The sequence below is a fragment of the Pseudoxanthomonas dokdonensis genome (assembly GCF_001431405.1).
Lineage (GTDB): Bacteria > Pseudomonadota > Gammaproteobacteria > Xanthomonadales > Xanthomonadaceae > Pseudoxanthomonas_A > Pseudoxanthomonas_A dokdonensis.
Genome location: NZ_LDJL01000023.1, coordinates 17683 through 37137, shown reverse-complemented (window position 1 = coordinate 37137; position 19455 = coordinate 17683). Strand labels below are relative to the sequence as shown.

The 19455-nt window shown below is 65.6% G+C and carries 18 protein-coding genes, 1 tRNA gene and 3 pseudogenes; 11 read left to right on the top strand and 11 right to left on the bottom strand.

Features of this window, described 5'->3' with window-relative positions; all coding sequences use genetic code 11:
- The 6 genes and pseudogenes from ABB29_RS15745 to ABB29_RS15720 form a co-directional block, all read right to left on the bottom strand.
- A pseudogene (locus ABB29_RS15745) lies at positions 1–169 on the bottom strand (50S ribosomal protein L25/general stress protein Ctc); the annotation flags it as partial.
- Positions 170–287: 118 nt separating this feature from the next.
- Positions 288–1247, bottom strand: a complete 960-nt coding sequence (locus ABB29_RS15740) for a ribose-phosphate diphosphokinase (protein WP_057660820.1) — start codon at positions 1245–1247, stop codon at positions 288–290.
- Positions 1248–1359: 112 nt separating this feature from the next.
- Positions 1360–1435 (bottom strand) — tRNA-Gln (locus ABB29_RS15735).
- A 17-nt stretch (positions 1436–1452) separates the two neighbouring features.
- Positions 1453–2373: a 4-(cytidine 5'-diphospho)-2-C-methyl-D-erythritol kinase gene (ispE, locus tag ABB29_RS15730; protein ID WP_057660825.1), complete on the bottom strand. Its 921-nt coding sequence runs from the start codon at positions 2371–2373 to the stop codon at positions 1453–1455.
- A 48-nt stretch (positions 2374–2421) separates the two neighbouring features.
- Positions 2422–3069 carry a lipoprotein insertase outer membrane protein LolB gene (lolB, locus tag ABB29_RS15725; protein WP_057660818.1) on the bottom strand — a complete coding sequence of 216 codons (648 nt, stop codon included), beginning with the start codon at positions 3067–3069 and terminating at the stop codon, positions 2422–2424.
- Complete coding sequence (locus ABB29_RS15720; protein WP_057660815.1) at positions 3066–4835, bottom strand: tetratricopeptide repeat protein; 1770 nt, start codon at positions 4833–4835, stop codon at positions 3066–3068. The genes lolB and ABB29_RS15720 overlap by 4 nt, the downstream gene beginning before the upstream one ends.
- Before the next feature lie 63 nt (positions 4836–4898).
- Here ABB29_RS15720 and hemA point away from each other — a divergent pair, with 63 nt between their 5' ends.
- The 7 genes from hemA (at position 4899) to ABB29_RS15685 (ending at position 11664) form a co-directional block, all read left to right on the top strand.
- Positions 4899–6212: a glutamyl-tRNA reductase gene (gene hemA / locus ABB29_RS15715; RefSeq protein ID WP_057660812.1), complete on the top strand. Its 1314-nt coding sequence runs from the start codon at positions 4899–4901 to the stop codon at positions 6210–6212.
- Entirely contained in the window at positions 6190–7275 is a 1086-nt protein-coding gene (gene prfA, locus ABB29_RS15710) for a peptide chain release factor 1 (protein WP_057660808.1), read from the top strand. The genes hemA and prfA overlap by 23 nt, the downstream gene beginning before the upstream one ends.
- A 102-nt stretch (positions 7276–7377) precedes the next feature.
- Complete coding sequence (locus ABB29_RS15705; protein ID WP_057660807.1) at positions 7378–7836, top strand: GNAT family N-acetyltransferase; 459 nt, start codon at positions 7378–7380, stop codon at positions 7834–7836.
- A gap of 31 nt (positions 7837–7867) precedes the next feature.
- Positions 7868–9571 carry an O-linked N-acetylglucosamine transferase, SPINDLY family protein gene (locus ABB29_RS15700; RefSeq protein ID WP_057660804.1) on the top strand — a complete coding sequence of 568 codons (1704 nt, stop codon included), beginning with the start codon at positions 7868–7870 and terminating at the stop codon, positions 9569–9571.
- Positions 9572–9614: 43 nt separating this feature from the next.
- On the top strand, positions 9615–10133 hold the full coding sequence (gene moaB, locus ABB29_RS15695) for a molybdenum cofactor biosynthesis protein B (protein WP_057660801.1): 519 nt from the start codon (positions 9615–9617) through the stop codon (positions 10131–10133).
- A 39-nt stretch (positions 10134–10172) separates the two neighbouring features.
- A complete protein-coding gene (ppk2, locus tag ABB29_RS15690) occupies positions 10173–10961 on the top strand; it encodes a polyphosphate kinase 2 (RefSeq protein ID WP_057660798.1) in 789 nt (262 codons plus the stop codon).
- A 31-nt stretch (positions 10962–10992) separates the two neighbouring features.
- On the top strand, positions 10993–11664 hold the full coding sequence (locus tag ABB29_RS15685; RefSeq protein WP_157062695.1) for a hypothetical protein: 672 nt from the start codon (positions 10993–10995) through the stop codon (positions 11662–11664).
- A gap of 165 nt (positions 11665–11829) precedes the next feature.
- Here the strand turns inward: ABB29_RS15685 and ABB29_RS15680 are convergent, their stop codons facing one another.
- Together ABB29_RS15680 and ABB29_RS15675 are read right to left on the bottom strand one after the other, a co-directional pair.
- Positions 11830–12426: a TlpA family protein disulfide reductase gene (locus tag ABB29_RS15680; protein ID WP_057660794.1), complete on the bottom strand. Its 597-nt coding sequence runs from the start codon at positions 12424–12426 to the stop codon at positions 11830–11832.
- The gene (locus ABB29_RS15675; protein WP_057660790.1) at positions 12423–13700 is read right to left on the bottom strand and encodes a YihY family inner membrane protein; all 1278 of its coding nucleotides are present in this window, start codon (positions 13698–13700) and stop codon (positions 12423–12425) included. The genes ABB29_RS15680 and ABB29_RS15675 overlap by 4 nt, the downstream gene beginning before the upstream one ends.
- A gap of 77 nt (positions 13701–13777) precedes the next feature.
- Here ABB29_RS15675 and wrbA point away from each other — a divergent pair, with 77 nt between their 5' ends.
- The 3 genes from wrbA (at position 13778) to ABB29_RS15660 (ending at position 15366) form a co-directional block, all read left to right on the top strand.
- Positions 13778–14377 (top strand): NAD(P)H:quinone oxidoreductase, encoded by a 600-nt coding sequence (wrbA, locus tag ABB29_RS15670; RefSeq protein ID WP_057660788.1) that lies wholly within the window; start codon positions 13778–13780, stop codon positions 14375–14377.
- Entirely contained in the window at positions 14374–14727 is a 354-nt protein-coding gene (locus tag ABB29_RS15665; RefSeq protein ID WP_245622655.1) for a DUF2069 domain-containing protein, read from the top strand. The genes wrbA and ABB29_RS15665 overlap by 4 nt, the downstream gene beginning before the upstream one ends.
- A 150-nt stretch (positions 14728–14877) precedes the next feature.
- On the top strand, positions 14878–15366 hold the full coding sequence (locus ABB29_RS15660; protein ID WP_057660785.1) for an asparaginase domain-containing protein: 489 nt from the start codon (positions 14878–14880) through the stop codon (positions 15364–15366).
- Positions 15367–15448: 82 nt separating this feature from the next.
- Here ABB29_RS15660 and ABB29_RS16730 read toward each other — a convergent pair.
- The 3 genes and pseudogenes from ABB29_RS16730 to sufT all read right to left on the bottom strand — a co-directional run.
- Positions 15449–15670, bottom strand: a pseudogene (locus tag ABB29_RS16730) (proprotein convertase P-domain-containing protein); the annotation flags it as partial.
- 141 nt (positions 15671–15811) lie between these two features.
- Positions 15812–17584, bottom strand: a pseudogene (locus ABB29_RS15655) (S8 family peptidase); the annotation flags it as partial.
- A gap of 383 nt (positions 17585–17967) precedes the next feature.
- Positions 17968–18519, bottom strand: coding sequence for a putative Fe-S cluster assembly protein SufT (gene sufT, locus ABB29_RS15650; RefSeq protein WP_057660779.1), 552 nt, complete (start codon positions 18517–18519; stop codon positions 17968–17970).
- Between the two features lie 152 nt (positions 18520–18671).
- Here sufT and ABB29_RS15645 point away from each other — a divergent pair, with 152 nt between their 5' ends.
- Positions 18672–19097 carry a hypothetical protein gene (locus ABB29_RS15645; protein ID WP_057660778.1) on the top strand — a complete coding sequence of 142 codons (426 nt, stop codon included), beginning with the start codon at positions 18672–18674 and terminating at the stop codon, positions 19095–19097.
- Positions 19098–19455: the final 358 nt, after the last annotated feature.

Sequence of the window (19455 nt, the reverse complement as noted above, 5' to 3'; positions counted from 1 at the left end):
CGTTCTGGCTGGCCAGCCAGACGTCGTTGTGGTTCAGCTGGATGCTGACGGGTTCGAGATCACCACCGTAAACGATGGCGGGCACCTGACCGGCGTGACGCAGGCGGCGGCTCGCACCCTTACCTTCGTCTTCGCGGCGCTGCACGTCGATTTTGTGAGACTTTGCCATTTTGCAACTACCTTCTTTGAATGAACCGCCTCGCGGCGATTTGAAAAACTCACCCGCGACCAGGTGAGTCTGATGGCCCGCCGGAAAACCGGACGGACGTGAAACAGTGCCGCCTGCGTCAGTCCACGTACAGCGAACTGACCGACTCGCCAAAGGCGATGCGGCGGATGGTTTCGGCCAGCAGCTCGGCGACGCTGAGCTGGCGGATCTTGCTGCAGGCCTGGGCCTGCAACGACAGCGGGATGGTGTCGGTGACGACCAGCTCGTCGAGTACCGAATTGTTGACGTTGTCCACCGCCGGACCCGACAGCACCGCATGGGTGCAGTAGGCAGCGACCTTGTTGGCGCCACGCGACTTCAATGCCGCCGCGGCCGCGCACAGGGTGCCGGCAGTGTCGACGATGTCATCGACCAGCACGCAGTCCTTGCCTTCGACGTCGCCGATGATGTTCATCACGGTGGAGACGTTGGCGCGCGGACGGCGCTTGTCGATGATCGCCAGATCGGCATCGTCCAGGCGCTTGGCCACCGCGCGGGCACGGACCACGCCACCGACGTCGGGCGACACCACAATCAGGTTGTCGGTGCCGTAGGCACGCCAGATGTCAGCCAGCAGCAGCGGCGACGCGTAGACGTTGTCGACCGGGATATCGAAGAAACCCTGGATCTGGTCGGCGTGCAGATCGACGGTCAGGACCCGGTCGGCGCTGACCGCGCCAAACATCCTGGCGGCGACCTTGGCGGTGATCGGCACCCGCGACGAACGCATGCGGCGATCCTGGCGTGAATAGCCGAAGTACGGCACCACCGCGGTCACACTGGCGGCGCTGGCGCGCTTGAGCGCGTCGATCAGCACCAGCAGTTCCATCAGGTTCTCGGCGGTCGGCGCACAGGTCGGCTGGACCACGAACACTTCCTGGCGGCGTACGTTCTCCTCGATTTCCACCTGCACTTCACCATCGGAGAAGCGCGACACCATTGCCTTGCCCGGGCGCACGCCCAGTTCGCGGCAGATGCTGGCAGCCAGTGGCTTGTTGGCATTGCCCGAGAAGACAAGCAGGTTACGGTCGTCTTGCATTTTCTTCTCTCAACGCGGCGGCGGGGCAATCGGTACAGCGATATCAGGCGGGGTATTCAACCACCTGCTGGCAAGCAGCGGGTGACCGGGTACTGACCAGCCTGCAGGAGACTGGCTGGGGCGGTAGGAGTCGAACCTACGAATGCCGGGATCAAAACCCGGTGCCTTAACCACTTGGCGACGCCCCAGAATGTGTTGACGTTGATCAGGAAAGACCCGGCTGGCCTTGCAGCGATCGCCGCCGTTGGGCAGCGTTCGCCTGTGCAAGGGCGGCATGCAGTGGCGAGCGCCCGGCGCCCTGTGCCAGCCATGCCCGCAGGCTGGATGGCACATCCGCCAATGCAGCCTCGGCCGAGGCGCGATCAGCGAACTCCACGAAACAACCGCTGCCAGAACCCGTCAATCGTGGCGTGCCAATGCGCGAAAGAGCACGGAAAACAGCTTCAATCGCCGGTTCCTTTCTTCGCAGCACCGGCTCGAACGCATTGCCGAGCAGGTCTCCCGTGAGGAAGCCGGCTATTTTCGCGGGTGTGGCATCCCGCGTCAAATCTTTTGCCTGAAAAAGTTCAGCGGTGGGAATGTGGACGCCGGGATCGACCAGCAGATACCAGGCCGGGGGTAGCGACAATGGGGTCAGCTGCTCGCCGACTCCTTCAGCCCAGGCGTTGTCGCCGCGGACGAAGACCGGCACATCGGCGCCCAGTTGCAGGCCGAGCTCGGCCAGCGCATCCACATCCAGCGCAGTGCCCCATAACTGGTTGAGCGCCACCAGCACGGTGGCCGCATCCGACGAACCACCGCCAAATCCGCCGCCCATTGGAATGCGCTTTTCGACGCCAATGTCCACACCTTGCTGGCAATTGGTCGCTTTTTGCAGAAGTTTTGCTGCGCGAACGGTCAAGTCGTCGTGTTCGGCTATCGTGCTCGGCTGGCCCTCCGGATCGGCGCATCGGCGCACGGCGGTATCGGCGCGCGGGCGCAGATGGATGGTGTCGCCCCATTCCAGCAGCCGGAACACGCTTTGCAGCAGGTGATAGCCGTCGTCGCGACGGCCGGTGATCTGCAGGAACAGGTTCAGCTTGGCCGGTGCCGGCCAGTGCGACCAGCCAGCGGCGCGGGAAAACATCTGGCCGGCCTGCAGATCGTGCGGATGGCGCTCATTCATCAAACTGGCTCACGGACCGGCTTCCAGGCTCCACTGATCGATAATCAGGCGTACCTTGGCCTCGCCACGGGCTGCTTCTATCCGTCGCGGCATCGCCGGCTGGTCGCCCTGCGGCGCCAGCCACTCGGCATAGTCGACCTGCCAGCCCTGCTGTTGCAGGTGCTGCAGTTGGCCCTGCAGGTTGTAGCGGGACTCGCCTGCCATGCCTTCGGCGGCCATCCCACGCGCCCAATCCGACAGCGCCTGCACTGGCACCTGCCAGCCGGTGGCCGCCTGCAGCAGCGCCGCGGCATCCGGGCCGCTGCGTTCACCGCCTTCCAGGCCCAGCAGGCGCGCGCCCTGCGGGTCTACATGCAGTTGCCAGCTCTGGCGGGTGATCGGCGCACTCAGCGACACCTGGTAACTGTCACCGTCCTGTTGCCAGTCCATCCGGCCGTTGCCGCCCTTGCCATTCTGGCTGATCGCCACCCGGCCCTGGAACGACCATTGCGGGTGGGTGCGCAGCCAGGCGCTGCGGGTGGCCTGCCCGGCCTGGGCAGCGGCCAATGCCTGCGGATCGGTGAGGCTGGCTTGCCCGGCCACGCTGGGGCCACGGCTGGCGCAACCGGCCAGCAACCCCAGCAGCACCAGGGCCGGTAAAACATGCCATGTCTTCATGCGCCGGTCTTCTCCAGCGCGCGCTTGAGCGATCGATTGTCGGGGTCCAATTTGCGGGCTTCCTCGAAATAATGGCGCGCCTCGTCGCGGCGCCCCAGCACCCACAGCACTTCGGCGACGTGGGCGGCGATTTCCGGATCTTTCTGCAGGGTGTAGGCACGGCGCAACTCGACCAGGGCGTCCTGGTTTCGGCCCAGCCGGTACAGCACCCAGCCATAGCTGTCGATGATCGCGGCGTCCTCGGGCGAAGCAGCGCGCGCGCGGTCGATCAGCTCCAGCGCTTCCTGATAGCGTTCGGTACGGTCGGCCAGGGTATAGCCCAGTGCGTTGAGCGCGGCCACATTGTCCGGGTCACTGACCAGGATCTTGCGCAGATCGGCCTCGGCGCGGTCTATGCGATCGCGCCGTTCCCAGGCCAGGCCACGGGCGTACAGCAGGCTGTGCTCGTCCGGATACGCCGCCAGTCCACGGGCGTAGACATCCAGTTCGCCATCACTGTCCTGCTGCTTGTCGCGCAGTTCGGCTTCCAGCAGGTAGGCACCAATCCGCGCCTCGTCGTCGGCACTGGCGTCACCCTGCAGCTCACGCAGCTCGTTGTAAGCCTGCTCGGGACGACCGAGTTCGAACAAGGTGTTGGCCGCGCGCAGGCGGGCTTCGAAGCGATGCCCGCCCTGCTCGACCTGGTTGTACCAGTCCAGTGCTTCTTCCGGCCGCTTCAGGTATTCAGCCATCCGGCCGAGCAGCAGCTTGCGCTCGGATTCGTCTTCGGCGTCGGGGCCGGCGTCTGCATCCACGTCATCCCCGCCATTGGCATCATCAGCTGCCGCGGCGGCGCGCTCGGCGCCGAGCGGGTCGGACGCGGTCGGCGGCGGAGTCGAATCATGGCGCAGTTCGTCATACAGGCGGGTCAGCGCTTCGTTGTCTTCGGCCTTGGCCAGCAATGTGGCGCGCAGCCCGTAGATGAAGGTGTCCTGCGGCCCCAGCGCCAGCACCTCGGAGGCCTCGACCGGATCGTCCAGACGGTCGTATTCCTGCGCCAGTTGCAGGCGCAGGGCATGGTTGTCCTGGGCCTGCGGTTGCAAACCATCGAGAATCTGGCGGGCTTGTCCGGTCTTGCCCGCCTGGCGCAGTTGGTTGGCGTGCAGCAGGGCCACCCGCGGCTCGCCCGGGAACCTGTCCACCACGGTCGCGACCATCTGCTCGGCCAGCTTGGGGTCGTCCAGCTGCTGGGCCAGGCCGGCAAAGGCCAGCCATGCCGGCAACTGCGCCGGGATTGCGTCATCGGCGACCAGGTCCCGCAGCACCCGCGCCGACAATGACGGGTCCTTGCCGCCGCTGGCCAGCGCGGTCAGCGCATAGCGCCAACCGAGCGGATCCGGTGCGCTCATCAACCCGGCCAGCACCTTGCGGGCGTTGCGGCGCTTGCCCTGGCGCAGCGCCAGGGTGGCCTCGGCGCCGCGCATGGCCAGCGAACTCGGTGCCCGCTGGTGCCACAGTTGCAGGGCCTCACCGGCTTGCCGGTCCTGGTTGGCCAGCAAGGCGATCCGGGTCGCACGCTCGGCCAGCCCGGCGTCCTGCGACTCGCGCGCGGCCTGCAGATACCAGTCCGAGGCCTCCGGCAACTGGCCGGCCTGCAGGGCGAACTCGCCTGCCATCACGGCAGTCAGTGAGTCCCCTTCCGGGGCGCTGGTGGCGGCACTTGCGGCGGCTGGACACAGGGCCAGCAGCACGAGCATGGCGGTGGTGATACGAATCATTGCGGGCATGGAAGTCACGGGGGCCGTAAAATAGCGGCTCGATAGCCAGCAGCTTAGCGCAAGCCTCTGAAAATGACGTTGTGGGTTCTAGGACTCAATCACCAGACCGCCCCGGTCGACCTGCGCGAACAGGTCGCCTTCGATGCGCATGCGTTGCCGCAGGCGCTGGCGTCGCTGCGTGCCCTGCCCGATGTCGAGGAAGCCGCGCTGCTGTCGACCTGCAACCGCACCGAGCTGTACGCGATCGCCGCCGATGGCGACAGTCTGGCGCGGTGGCTCAACACCCACGCCGACGGTCTGCACGCCTATCTGTACCGGCATCATGATGGCGACGCGGTGCGGCACCTGTTCCGGGTCGCGACCGGGCTGGATTCAATGGTGCTGGGCGAGCCGCAGATCCTCGGCCAGGTCAAGGAAGCGTGGGCGCATGCGCGCCAGCATGGTGCGCTCGGCAATCGCCTGGACCGTCTGTTCCAGCAGACCTTCGCCGTCGCCAAGCGCGCGCGTACCGATACCCGGGTGGGTGCAAATCCGGTCTCGGTGGCCTCGGCGGCGGTGCGCCTGGCACAGAATTCGTTCACCCGGCTCAGCGATTCCACGGTGATGCTGGTCGGCGCCGGCGAAACCATCGAGCTGGCCGCCAGACACCTCAGCGAAGGCCGCGTCCAGCGCCTGTTGATCGCCAACCGCACCCTGGCCCATGCCCAGGAGCTGGCCAGCCGGCACGGCGGTTATGCCCTGCCGCTGACCGAGATGGAGCGCCACCTGGCCGAGGCCGACGTGGTGTTCTCGGCCACCGCCAGCCGCGAACCGGTGATCAGCCAGACCCAGGTGAAGGCAGCCCTGATCCAGCGGCGGCACAAGCCGATGCTGCTGTTCGATCTGGCGGTACCCCGCGATATCGAGGCCGGGGTGGCGCAACTGGACGATGCCTACCTGTACACCGTCGACGATCTCGAACGCGCGGTCGAAGACAACCGCCGCAGTCGTCGCGAAGCCGCCGAAGCGGCCGAGACCATCATCGAGCTGCAGGTCGCACGCTATCTGGAAACCCTGCAGGCCAGCCGCCACCAGCAGCCGCTGAAACGACTACGCGCGCTGGGTGATTCGACCCGCGACGATGTCCTCGGCAAGGCCCGGCAACAACTGGCCAATGGCCGCGACGCCGAGGCGGTGCTGGAATTCCTCGCAAATACCCTGACCAACCGTCTGCTGCACCCGCCGACTGCCGCGTTACGCGAAGCCGCGCTGCGCGGCGACACCGATCTGGCACGCGCCGCCGACAAGCTGTTCCCGGCGCAGGCGCCGTATTCGCACCCTGATTTTTCCGCTGACACGCCCGCCCCAACCAGACCGGAACCTGATGACCCCGACGCTGCGCCGTAAGCTGGAAGCGCTGGCCGAGCGCCGCGAAGAACTCGAACGTCTGCTGGCCGACCCAGGCGTGGTCGCCGACAACGAGCGCTTCCGCGATTATTCGCGCGAGTTCGCCCAGTTGGAGCCGGTGGCGCTGGCATTGGCCGAGGAAGCCCGCGCCCGCCAGGACCTGGAAGCCGCGCTGGCAATGCGCGCCGACCCGGAACTGGCCGAACTGGCGGAAGAGGAGATCGACACCGCCAATGCGCGGCTGGCCGAGTTGGAAGACGAGCTGTCGCTGCTGCTGATTCCGCGCGACAGTCGCGACGATGCCAACCTGTTCCTGGAGATACGGGCCGGCACCGGCGGCGACGAAGCGGCGATTTTCGCCGGAGATCTGTTCCGCATGTACGCCCGCTATGCCGAACGCCGCGGCTGGAAGGTGGATATCGAATCGGACAGCCCCGGCGAGCATGGCGGCTACAAGGAAATCGTCGCCAAGGTCATCGGCCGCGGCGCGTTCGCACGGTTGAAGTTCGAATCCGGTACCCACCGGGTGCAACGGGTGCCAGCGACCGAATCGCAGGGCCGCATCCATACCTCGGCGGCGACCGTGGCGATCATTCCCGAGGACGAGGCCATTGACGAAGTGGTGATCAATCCGGCGGATCTGCGGATCGACACGTTCCGCTCCAGTGGCGCCGGTGGCCAGCACGTCAACAAGACCGATTCGGCGATCCGCATCACCCACTTGCCGACCGGGGTGGTGGTGGAATCGCAGACCCAGCGCAGCCAGCACGCCAACCGCGACAACGCGATGAAACGCTTGAAGGCGCAACTGCTGGACGCCGAACGTGGCAGGCAGCTGGCGGCGCAGGCCGAGTCACGCAAACTCCAGGTCGGCAGCGGCGACCGCAGCCAGCGCATCCGCACCTACAACTTCCCGCAGGGGCGGATCACCGATCACCGGGTCGAAGGCCTGACCCTGTACGACCTGCCCAATATCATCGAGGGCGATCTGGATCCCCTGGTCGACCGCCTGCTGCGCGAATACCAGGCCGATGAACTGGCGCGGCTGTCGGACGTGGCGTGACTGGCGTCAACGCGGCACGCATTGCGGCTTGATTCCAACCGGCAAGCTCTGCGACCGTAGCCAGTCGCGGCCTTCGCAACCGCACACAGGAGTATCTGCCCGATGGACATCACTATCCGCGGCCCCGCCGACAACGAACTGGAGCAAGTGGCCGTGCTGTTCGATGCCTATCGCCAGTTCTACGGCCAGGCCACCGACATCGACCGCGCCTGCCAGTTCCTGCGTGAGCGCCAGCAGCGCCATCAGTCGGTGCTGATCGTGGCCGAGGTCGGCGGCGAAATCATTGGTTTCACCCAGCTCTACCCGATGTATTCATCGGTGCAGACGGCACCGTTGTTCATCCTCAATGATCTTTACGTGCAGCAGAATTTCCGCCGCCAGGGCATCGGCCGCTTGTTGCTGGACGCGGCCGCGGTCGCCAGTTCGGCCGCTGGCGCGACCCGCCTGATGCTGGAAACCGGCAGCGACAACCTGGCCGCGCAGTCGCTGTATCGCGCCGCCGGCTGGCGCGAGGAAAGCAGCCAGTGGTACAGCCTGCCGCTGGCCGCGCTGCCGGACTGACCGGTCAGCGCATCGACACCGCTGCACCGCCATGAGCGAACCTTCAGCATCACTGCAGCATCTGCGCCATCGCGTCGTGCGTGAGCCCGGCAACGCGTTGGCGTGGCTGCAGCTGGCCGATGCGGAATTCGAACACGGCGATCTGGCGCAGGCCGAAGCCGCCTGTCAACACGCCCTGCAACAGGCACCCGGCCATCCGGAGGTACTGGCGCGGCTGGGCCGGGTGTACTGGAAGCAGGGCCAGCTGCAATCGGCCTACGACGCACTGATGCGTGCCGCCACGCAGGCGCCACGGCATCCCGGCATCGCGGTCTGGCTGGCGCATGTGCTGGAAGATCTGGGCCAGGCCGAAGACGCGTTGCTGGCCTACCGGCACGCGCACGCGCTGGTACCGGACCAGCCACAGTTGGCGGCTTACCTGCTGGCCTGGCAACGTCGCCTCTGCGACTGGCGCGAGCTGCCAGCGCTGGCCCGGCAAGTACGGCAGGCAGTGGCCGATGCCAGCGCATCGGTCGAGCCATTCGCGTTCCTCAGCGAGGACAGCAGCGCCGCCGAACAACTGCAGTGCGCCCGGCTGCGCGCGCGGGGATTGGCGGCAAGCACGCAAACGCTGGCGCCATCGCCGCCTGCCGGCGAGCGGGCAAGGCTGAGTGTGGGCTTTTTGTCGAATGGCTTCGGCGCCCATCCGACCGGTCTGCTGACGGTGGCATTGTTCGAGGCCGTCGCCCGCGGCCAGCCCCGGCTTGATCTGCATCTGTTCGCACTGAACGACGACGATGGCAGCCTGATCCGTCGACGCCTGCAGGCATGTACGACGTTGCATGACGTCGGCGGACGCTCGCACCAGCAGACCGCGCAGGCGATCCGCGCCGCCGGTGTCGAGGTGCTGTTCGATCTGCGTGGCTGGGGCGGCGGTGGCGCGCCGGAAGTGCTGGCGATGCGGCCGGCACCGGTGCAGGTCAATTGGCTGGCCTACCCCGGCACCAGCGGCGCGCCATGGCTGGACTACCTGCTGGCGGATGACTATGTGTTGCCGCCTTCACTGGAGTCTTGCTTCAGCGAACAGGTGATCCGCCTGCCGCGCTGTTTCCAGCCGTCCGACAGCAATCGCGTCGTCCCGGCCCCGCCCAGTCGCCTGTCCTGCGGACTGCCCCCGCGCGCCAGCGATGGCGCCGGCACGGTGTTCTGCTGTTTCAACAACAGTTACAAATTGAATCCGCGCAGCGTCGATCGCGCATTGGCGGTACTGCAGCAGGTGCCGGGCAGCGTGTTGTGGCTGCTGTCCGGTCCCGGCCATGCCGACCAGCGCCTGCGCGCCCACGCCCAGGCGCGGGGCATCGATCCGCAGCGGTTGGTATTCATGGCCAAGCAGCCACATGCCGATTACCTGGCCCGGCTGCAGCTGGCCGACCTGTTCTTGGACACCGATCCGTATAACGCGCATACCACCGCTTCGGATGCGTTGTGGGTGGGTTGCCCGCTGTTGACCACGCCGGGGCAGACGTTCGCCTCGCGGGTCGCCGGCAGCCTCAATCATCACCTGGGCATGGCGGAGATGAATGTCGAAGGCGATCAGCAGTTCATCGCCACCGCGGTCGCGTTGGCGCGTGATCCGGCTGCCTTGACCGCCGTGCGTGAACGGCTTGCCCGGCAACGCCAGCAGTCCGGACTGTTCGACATGGATGGCTTCGCCGCCGATTTCGCCGACACCGTGGCCCGCATCGCCAGACGCTGATGCGGTCAATGCGGCGCGCTCCGCACTGGGTTAACCTGCGGGCATGAGCGCATCCAATCAATTCATCCCCTTGAACCTGTGCATCCTGACCGTGTCGGACACGCGCAGCCCCGCCAACGACACCTCGGGCGACTACCTGCAGCAGGCCGCCACCGCTGCCGGCCACCACATCCAGCAACGCGATCTGTTGCCTGATGATCGCTATCGATTGCGCGCGCGGGTGTCACAGTGGATTGCCGATCCGGAGGTCGATGGCATCCTGGTCACCGGTGGCACCGGCTTCACCGGGCGTGATTCCACACCCGAAGCGCTGCTGCCACTGCTGGACAAGCAGATGCCCGGATTCGGCGAACTGTTCCGCGCCATCAGCGTGGACGAAATCGGCACGTCGTCGCTGCAATCGCGGGCGTTTGCCGGCCTCGCCAACCAGTGCTTCGTGTTCTGCCTGCCCGGCTCCAGTTCCGCCTGCCGCACCGCCTGGGAAAACATCATCCAGGCACAGCTGGACGCACGGACCCAGCCCTGCAACTTGGCCACATTGCGTCCACGCCTGCGCGAGTAATGTCTGCTTCGCCTTTGATGACCGACCACGGATAAGCGGATGAAGAAGCTCAAGCGCAAGGCTTACGAGGCCGAGCTCGAACCGATGCAACTGGAACTGCAGGCGCTGGCACGCTGGTTGCGTCATTCCGGCAAGCGCCTGCTGGTCCTGCTGGAAGGGCGCGATACCGCCGGCAAGGGCGGCGTCATCAATGCCATTTCGCAACATCTCAACCCGCGCCAGTGCCACGTGGTGGCCTTGCCGAAGCCGAACGAGCACGAGGCCAGCCAGTGGTATTTCCAGCGTTACGTCGCCCATCTGCCGGCCGCCGGCGAGATGGTGCTGATGGACCGCAGCTGGTACAACCGCGCGGGCGTCGAAAAGGTCATGGGCTTCTGCAGCGATGCCGAGTGCCGCAGCTTCCTGCAGCAGGCGCCGGTGTTCGAGAAGTTGCTGGTCGACGACGGCATCCTGCTGTTCAAGTACTGGCTGACGGTCGACCAGGCGCAGCAGGAAGAACGCTTCAGGGAACGCCTGCAGGATCCGCTCAAGCGCTGGAAGCTGTCGCCGATCGACGTCCAGGCCCGGGAGAAGTACCGCGACTACACCCGTGCCCGTGAAGCCATGCTCAAGGCGACCCATACCACGCATGCACCGTGGACACTGGTCGACTTCAATGACCAGAAGCTTGGCCGCCTGACCCTGATCCGGCATCTGCTCGACCAGTTACCTGACACTCGGGTACCTGAGCCGGAACTGGACTTTCCGGCGCTGGCCTCACGCCCCAGTAAGGAACGCTTTGCTGTGATCCAGCCACTACCGGTCTATCGGATTGACGACAATGACTGACTGGCACCCCGCCCTGATCAAGGAGAACGTCATGAACAAGCAAGCCATCAGGCAACTCACGCTGGCCACGCTGCTCGGCTTGGGTCTGGCGGTTTCAGCACAGGCACAGACGGTGGGCTACAACTTCCGTACCGGTGATGCCTGGGTCGACAACCGTCTGTATGAAATCAACGACTATGGCGCCCGTTACCGGGATCCTTTTGTCCGTGAAATGACCGGCAACTACGGTGCGCCGCGGTCGCTGGTGGAAGACTTGTTCGGCCGCAACTGGTCGGCCGGCGACATCTACTACGCCTGCGCAATCGCCCACATCGTTGGCATCCCGTGCCTGGATGTCGTCAACGACTATGACCGCAATCGCGGCCAGGGCTGGGGCGCGGTCGCCAAGCGCATGGGCATCAAGCCAGGCTCGCCCGAATTCCATTCCTTGAAGAATGGTTTTTCCCGCACCTACGACCATTGGGGCTATCCGGTCGCGGTTGATCAGAATGTCCACGTTGACTGGTCCAAGCATGGCCCGGGTAATTCGGGCAATGCCGGCAAGTCAGGCAACAGCGGCAAACCGGATAATCCCGGCCATTCCAATGGCCACAGCGGCAAGCCCGCCCAATCCGGATCCGCCGGCAGCAAGGGCGGCGGCAACGGTAAAGGCAACAGCAGCAAGGGCAATAACGGCAACGGCAAGGGCAACGGCAAACACTGACCGGTGAGCTGTGGTGGCGACGGAACGTGGAGCGGACCCCTGCTCCACGATCTGCGGTGCAAGCAGCGTGCGGGCACAGCTCATCCCATGAACCGGCCGTTGGCCGGGTTTTTTATCGGGTCGGGATCGCTGTTGCGTAACAGTGATTGCAACAGCGGCGCTGCATCACGCCTGCAGCTTGGGACCGCCGGCTTTTTCGATTTCCATTTCGACGTCACGGGCAGTGACCGGGCCCATGAACTGCTTGACCAGTTTGCCGTCGGGACCGATCAGGTAGGTCAGCGGCAGGCCGCGCGGGGTGGCGAAATCGGCTGGCGGGTTGTACACGTCGACGATCGCGATCGGATACACCACCGGCCGCTGTTTGAGGAATTCCTGCATGTCCGCCGGTTCGATGTCCTCGTAGGCCAGGCCGACCACTTCGATATGCTCGCGCAGCGCGTCCATCGCCGACAGTTCCGGCATTTCCTTGATGCAGGGCGCGCACCAGGTGGCCCAGAAGTTGACCACCACCCACTTGCCGCGGTGCGCGGCCAGGTCGTAGATCCCGCCATCGATCGTCTGCACCTTCAGCGTCGGCATCTCGGCGGTCTTCTCGCGCACCGCCGGCGTCGCGTCGGCGGCCGGCGTGGTGGCCTCGTCACTGGCTGCCGCAGCCGCCTGTTGTTCGCTGGTTGCAGGCGTGGATCCGGATTGCGGTTGCGGTTTGCAGGCCGACAAGGCCAACGCCAGCAGCGCCAGTGAAATCAGTGCGGGTTTCATGCGGTGTCCTTGTGCGGAGTTGGGAAGATGTCGCTGACCGGGCGCGCCAGCAGATCACGCAGCGGCTGTCCGAGTTCATCCAGTGCCTGGCGCGAGGCGCGGCCGAGGGTGTCGTCCTGGCAGGGTAGCGGAATCTGCGCAATCGGTATCCGCAGCTGGCACGCCTGGTACAGCTCGGCCATGGTCATGTCGTGCAGATCCCGGGCCAGCAGCCACTCGCCATCTTCGTCGCGGCGCAGCAGGTTGATGTCCGACAGTTGACCGAGCATCGACTGGATCAGCGAATCGGTCAGGATCGGTTCCAGTTCCTGGATGCGATCCGGGTGCAGCCCCTGGCCATTGGCGCGTGCTTCGTTGAAGCGCCCGAGCAGGCGGAACAGGCCGTAGATCTCGAAGCCCAACGGCAGTCGCATCGACAGGGGTTGATAGCGGAATGCGGCCATCGACGAGGCCAGCGAGGCACCCAGCAGGATCGCCACCCAGCACAGGTAGATCCACACCTGCAGGATCGGGATCAGGGCAATCGCGCCATAGATCTTCTGGTAGGTGTTGAAGCTGCCCAGGTACAGCCCGAACGACCATTTCACCAGTTCCAGCAACAGCGTTGCCAGCAACGCGCCGGCCAGCGCATAGCGAAGTTGGATCGGACGATGCGGCACTACCCGGTAGATCAGGGCGATGGCGGCGAATTCGATCAGCACCGGGGTCAGGCGGAAGGCCAGCATCTGCAGCAACTGGCCTTCGGTAGTGGCAAACAGTGGCAGCGCGAACAGGCGCGAAGACACCGACAGCGATGCGGCGGCGACCAGAGCGCCCAGCGTCAGCACCGTCCAGTACACCAGGAAGCGGCTGAACTTGGGTCGGTGGAACGGCACCCGCCAGATCCGGTTGAAGGTGGCCTCGATGCTGTTGAGGGTCACCAGCAGCGAAAACACCAATACCACCAGGCCGACCGCGGTCAGGCTGCCAATCGCACCGGACTGCTCGATGATGTAATCCTGTACCTTGCTGGCGGCGCTGGGCACGAAGTTGGAAAAGATGTAACCGGTCAGCTGCCCTTTCCATTCCTCGAAGGCCGGGAATGCCGACAGCACCCCGAATACCACCATTGCCAGCGGCACCAGCGAGAACAGCGTGGTGTAGGCCAGTGCCGCGGCGGCCTGGAACAGCCGATCATCAAGGAAGCGTTTGACCACGTAGCGCAGGAAGGTGCCTGCCCGGGCGCGGTCGCGAATCCTGTCCGACCATCTGTTGATTGAGTCCAGAGGTTCCATCGGGCAAAGGGTAACCGATGCATGCAGGGCATGACATCGTCGATACTAGCGGGGCATTTCACTATCAGGCGGGGCGCATGGCGGAAATTCTGGTGCTTTACTACAGTCGCGGCGGTTCGGTGGCGCGGCTGGCCCGGCAGATTGCGCGGGGCGTGGCCCAGCAGCCGGGCATGAGCGCGCGGTTGCGCAGCGTGCCGCCGGTGGCCAGCGTGACCCAGCAGACACAACCGCCGGTGCCCGACGAAGGCGCACCCTATGTGGAACCACGTGATCTGGTCGAATGCGCCGGCCTCATCCTCGGCAGCCCGACCCGCTTCGGCAACATGGCCGCACCGCTCAAGCACTTCCTTGACGGGCTGGGCGCCGAATGGGCCAGCGGCACCCTGGTCGACAAGCCGGCGGCGGTGTTCACCTCCACCGCCAGCCAGCATGGCGGCCAGGAATCGACGCTGTTGTCGATGCAGATTCCACTGCTGCACCACGGCTGCGTGATCGTCGGCATTCCGTTCACCGAGCCGGCGCTCAGCACCACCGGCGGCGGTGGCACACCTTACGGCGCCAGCCATGTGGCCGGCAGCGAGGACAATCCGCAACCCAGCGAAGAAGAAGCCACCCTGGCGCGCGCACTCGGCAAGCGGGTGGCGCGCCTGGCCCAGCAGCTGGCGCGGCAACCGTGAGCCGCCCCGGCGTGCGCGGTTCACGACGGTTGCTGGTGCTGGCGCTGGCAGCGTTGGCGCTGGACTACGCGCTCTGGTTCCATGCCGACAAGCATCTGGCCGCGGTCCTGCTGGTCTTCGTGCTGCCGCCATTGCTGTTGCTGCCGGGCGTGGCCCTGGACAATGCCAAGGCGGCGTTCTGGGCCGGTGTGTTTGGCCTGTTCTGGTTCAGCCATGGCGTGATGGTGGCGTGGTCACGACCGGCCGAAGCGGCATTTGCCTGGACTGCACTGCTGCTGGCGCTGGTGATCGTGGTCAGTTCCAGCTGGCCTGGACTGGCCGGACGCTTCGCCGGCAAGCGCAGGCGCTGAGCTGGCTGATGCCGCGCCGGTGCCGCACGCGCGCATACAGGCGATAATGCGGGTTCGGTGCACGGGTTGCCAAAGCCCGTGCGCGCAGCGCCCGCCCTTTCGAGAACCGTCACCCGGACAGCATTTGCCGGACGACGCAGGAGCAAGCAGATGGAAGAACTACTGATCGTCACCACCGGTGGCACGATCGACAAAATCTATTTCGACGACAAATCCGATTTCCAGATTGGCGACCCGCAGATCGGCCGCATCCTGCAGGAACTCGGCGTGGCCTTCCGTTTCAGCGTGATTCCGATCATCCGCAAGGATTCGCTGCACATCAGCGATGCCGATCGCGAGTTGATCCGCGCCACCATCGCCGCCCAGGCCGCGCGCCACGTGTTGATCACCCATGGCACCGACAGCATGGTCGAGACGGCGAAGGCGCTGGCCAGCATCACCGACAAGACCATCGTCATGACCGGTGCGCTGAACCCGGCACGGTTCCGTGGTTCGGATGCCGAGTTCAACATCGGCTGCGCGGTGGGTGCGGTGCAATCGTTGCCAACCGGCATCTACATCGCGATGAACGGCCGCATCTGGGACCCGGCCAAGGTGCGCAAGAACGTGGCCGCCAACCGGTTCGAAGCCATTGCCTGAGCATCGGCCTTAGCGGGATGGCGATGACAGAAACCCCGGTTGCCCGGGGTTTCTGCTTGTAACCAGAGGCCTGTTTCCACGCTCAGAAGGTCACGCTCCAACTGTTGATGTAACCGGTATCGCCACCGGCATTGTCGTTGACCCGCAGGTTCCAGGTGCCATTGAGCGCCTCGCTGGACAGATTGACGTTGTAGCTGGTGTTGATGTTGTCGGCGCTGCCGCCACTGCGGTTGTGCAGCACGTAAACGCTGCCATCCGGCGCCACCAGGTCGACCTTCAGATCGCCCTTGTAGCTGTGCACGATGTTGACCGCCACCGGCGTACTGGCGGCGCCATTGCCGCTGCGGCCGGATACGGTGATCGGACTGCTGACGGTCGCGTTGTCGTTGATCGCATAGTCGTTGTTGTTGGAGTAGGTCTGCACCGTTCCACCTCCGCCGCTGCCCCAGCTGGCCTGCAGGCTGACACCGGAGAATGCGGAATAGCCCTTCAGGCGGATGTGGTAGACGCCAGCGGCCGGCGAGGCGAAGGTGCAGCTCTCGTTGTTGCCGTTCTTGTAGGGGCGACAGTCGTACGAGCTGTCGGTCGGCGCGCTGCCCAGCTTGACGTACATGTCGGCATCGCCACTGCCACCGGAGCTGGCAATCAGCAGATTGCTGGCGCCGGCCGGCACCGTCACCGTGTAGGCCAACGAGGCACCGCTGGCCGCTGACAGTCCGGTCACCGCCACCCCATTCTGCAGTTCACTGCCGCCCGGCGGGGTGACCCCGCCCAATGCCGCATCGACCGCGGCGTTGGCATCGACGATGCCGCTGCCAATTGGTTGCGAAGGCGTCGACGGGAACGCCCGCGCGGTATCACGCAGCAGCGTGCGCATCTGTGCGGCCGTCTTTGGCGTGCTCGATACCGACTGCACCAGCGCGGCCACGCCGGCCACGTGCGGCGAGGCCATCGAGGTACCGTTGTAACTGGCATAGCCTTCGCTCGAAGGCGTCGTGCTGCCGGTGTTGACTGTCGACAGGATGCTCGAACCCGGCGCCGACACGTCCACGCCGCTGCCATAGTTGGAGAAGCTGGAGCGTGCACCGCTGCTGGTGTTGGCGCCGACCACGATGACGTTGCCGCAGTTGCCCATGGTGTAGCCGATGCCGCCGGCGGTCAGCACGTTGGCGTTGGAGTTGCCGGCCGCCACCACCACCACCGAACCGCGTGCGACCGCGCCCGACAATGCCTCCTGGGTGGTGTTGTCACAGCTGGCGGGCGCCTGGCTGCCCAGGCTCAGGTTGAGGACTTCGGCCGGGTTCGGATTGGCCGGAACGCCGGGTACCGATCCGCCCGACGCCCAGATGATGCCGTCGGCGATGTCCGACGTCAGGCCGCCACACTTGCCGAGCACGCGCACCGGCAGGATCCGCGCGTCAAAGGCGGTGCCGGCGACGCCCCGGCTGTTGTTGGTGACCGCCGCGACAGTGCCGGCGACGTGGGTGCCGTGCCAGCTTGAGTTCTGCGCGGAGTGAACGCCGCCACACTGGTTGGCGCTGACCCAGTCACCCGGATCGCTGGCATCGCTGTCGCGCCCGTTGCCATCGTTGGCGATGAAGGTGTCGCTGATGAAGTCGTAACCGGGCAGCACATTGGCATTCAGATCGCTGTGATTGGTGATGCCGGTGTCGATCACCGCGACCACTACGCCGGCGCCGGTGGCCTTGTCCCACGCCTGCGGCGCGCGGATGCCGGCATCGCTGTCGGAATAGCCCCATTGCTGGCCGTAGTTGCTGTCGTTGGGGTTGAGGTAGGGCACCAGGATGCGGTCCACTTCCACGTATTCGACATCAGGATTGCTGGCGATCTGCCGCATCAGCGCTTCGGCCTCGACCTTGTCGAGCTTGCGATCAGAGCGGATCACGTCGGCACCGGTGCTGATCCGGCGCAGTTTGGACACGCCCAGCGCCCGCCCGGCCTTGGCCGGCAGCGCGCGCGATGCCGAGCGCAGGGTGGAATCGATGGCCGCGGCACTGACGCTTTCCTCGCTGCCAGCGCGGTATTTGACGATGAAACGATCAAAGGTCTGCTGGCCGGGATCCTGCAGGGCACTCAGGTTCAGCCGTTCGGCCGCCATGGCCGGGCCTGCGCCCAGCAGGGAGATTACCAGTGCCGTGGCTGCAGCCAGGCCGTGGGTGCGCAAGCCACGCTTGCCACGCGTTGAATAAGTCGACATCGAAGCTCCTTCTAAGAACCGTTGGTACAACAGGGATGGGTGTGCATCACTGGGGGATGGCGACAAACACGGACGTCCGTTGCGGCTGTCCGGCATCGAACCTAAGCGGCAGATGAACCGGTTACAAGCACAATCGGCGGACAATCCCGATGGCATGCGCTATCTGTGATTGACAGCGCGGACATTCACGCATGTGAGCGCGATGACACCGCTGGTCTTGCCATCAATGAGAGAGGATGCGCGCGGCAGGCAGGCGCAAGCGCTGCATCACAGCATGGTGGCGCGTCATCGAAGGCAGGCGTGCAGGCGTAAAAAACGCCCCTGCCGGGGCGTCATCTCGATTCAAGGCGGTGGCGACACACCGTCAATATCCGCCGATGGGCTCACAACATGCCGGTTTCCAGCTTGGCCGCCTCGGACATCATGTGCCGGCCCCACGGCGGGTCGAACACCAGCTCGACGTCGGCCTCATGAATGGTCGGAATCGCTTCGATCTTGCTGCGCACGTCGTCGACCAGGATTTCGCCCATGCCGCAGCCGGGTGCGGTCAGCGTCATCTTGACCTCGACATCGCGCTGGCCGTCTTCCAGCGGTTTGACCACCGCCTCGTAGACCAGCCCCAGATCAACGATGTTGAACGGGATTTCCGGATCGAAGCAGGTCCGCAGCTGTCGCCAGACCATCGCCTCGACTTCGTCGTGGCTGGCGTTGTCAGGCAGCTGCAACGGCTCGGCCGGCTCCTTGCCGATGGCGTCGCCGTCCTTGCCGGCGATGCGGAACAGATTGCCTTCGACAAACACCGTATAGCTGCCACCCAGGGCCTGGGTGATGTAGCCATAGGTGCCGGCAGGCAGGGTCACGCTTTCACCCTGCGGCACCATGACGGCGGCGCAGTCGCGCTCAAAATGGACGGGTTCGCTGCTACGGGAATACATGGCACTGAAGTGGGGGCGCGGCGGACCGGCGCAAGGGCGTTAGTGTAGCCGGCGGCACCCCTGTCACCCAAGAATCCGTCCCTGCTGGCGGCGGCCGCGGAGCGGAAAGCGCCCCCGAAGCCTTATCCTAGTCGGCCGCTGCTGGAGTTCCCATGTCCAACGTTGCCGTTGCTTCCGCCTCTCCCCTGCCCCGCTGGGTCGCGCCACTGGCGCTGGTATTCGGCTGCACCTGCGTGGCGGTGCTGTGGGTGGTGCTGGCGCTGTACCTGGGCCGGCAACTGGGCTGGCTGGCCTTGCTGGTGGCTGCCGACGCCGCCTGGATGCTGCGCTGGGGCGGCATGCGCCCGGGTTGGCCGCGGGCGCTGCTGGCGGTCGTGGCGACGTTGCTGGTGGTGGCGCTGGTCAACTGGACCATCGTCGCCAGCCAGCTCGGCTTCATGCTCGGGCTGGCGCCCTGGGACTCTGCCGCCAAGCTGGGTTTCGACCATGCCTGGGTGCTGTCCGGGCTGGCCAACCAACCGCGCGACCTGATCGCCACGCTGGTGGCGCCGGTGCTGGCGGCCTGGCTGGCGCGCTGATTCGGCAGCCGTTTTTACCCTTTCCCTGCGAGCGGAGGAAGGAGCAGAACCTTGTTCGCCCGACCGATGTCATCGGGATGGCTTCGGCCCCTCCTTCGTTTACGGAGGAGAGCCTGCCCCGTACTTGAGACGGGGCTGGGGTGGCGGCAACAGGTTGCGGCAGCCTCACTGGCGGCAAAGCGCCCCCATCCCAACCTTCCCCCGCAAGCGGGGGAAGGGGTAGAACCTTGTTCGCCTGACCGTTGTCATCGGGATGGCTTCAGCCCCTCCTTCGTTTACGGAAGAGAGCCTGCCCCGTACTCGATACGGGGCTGGGGTGGCGGCAACAGGTTGCGGCAGCCTCACTGGCGGCAAAGCG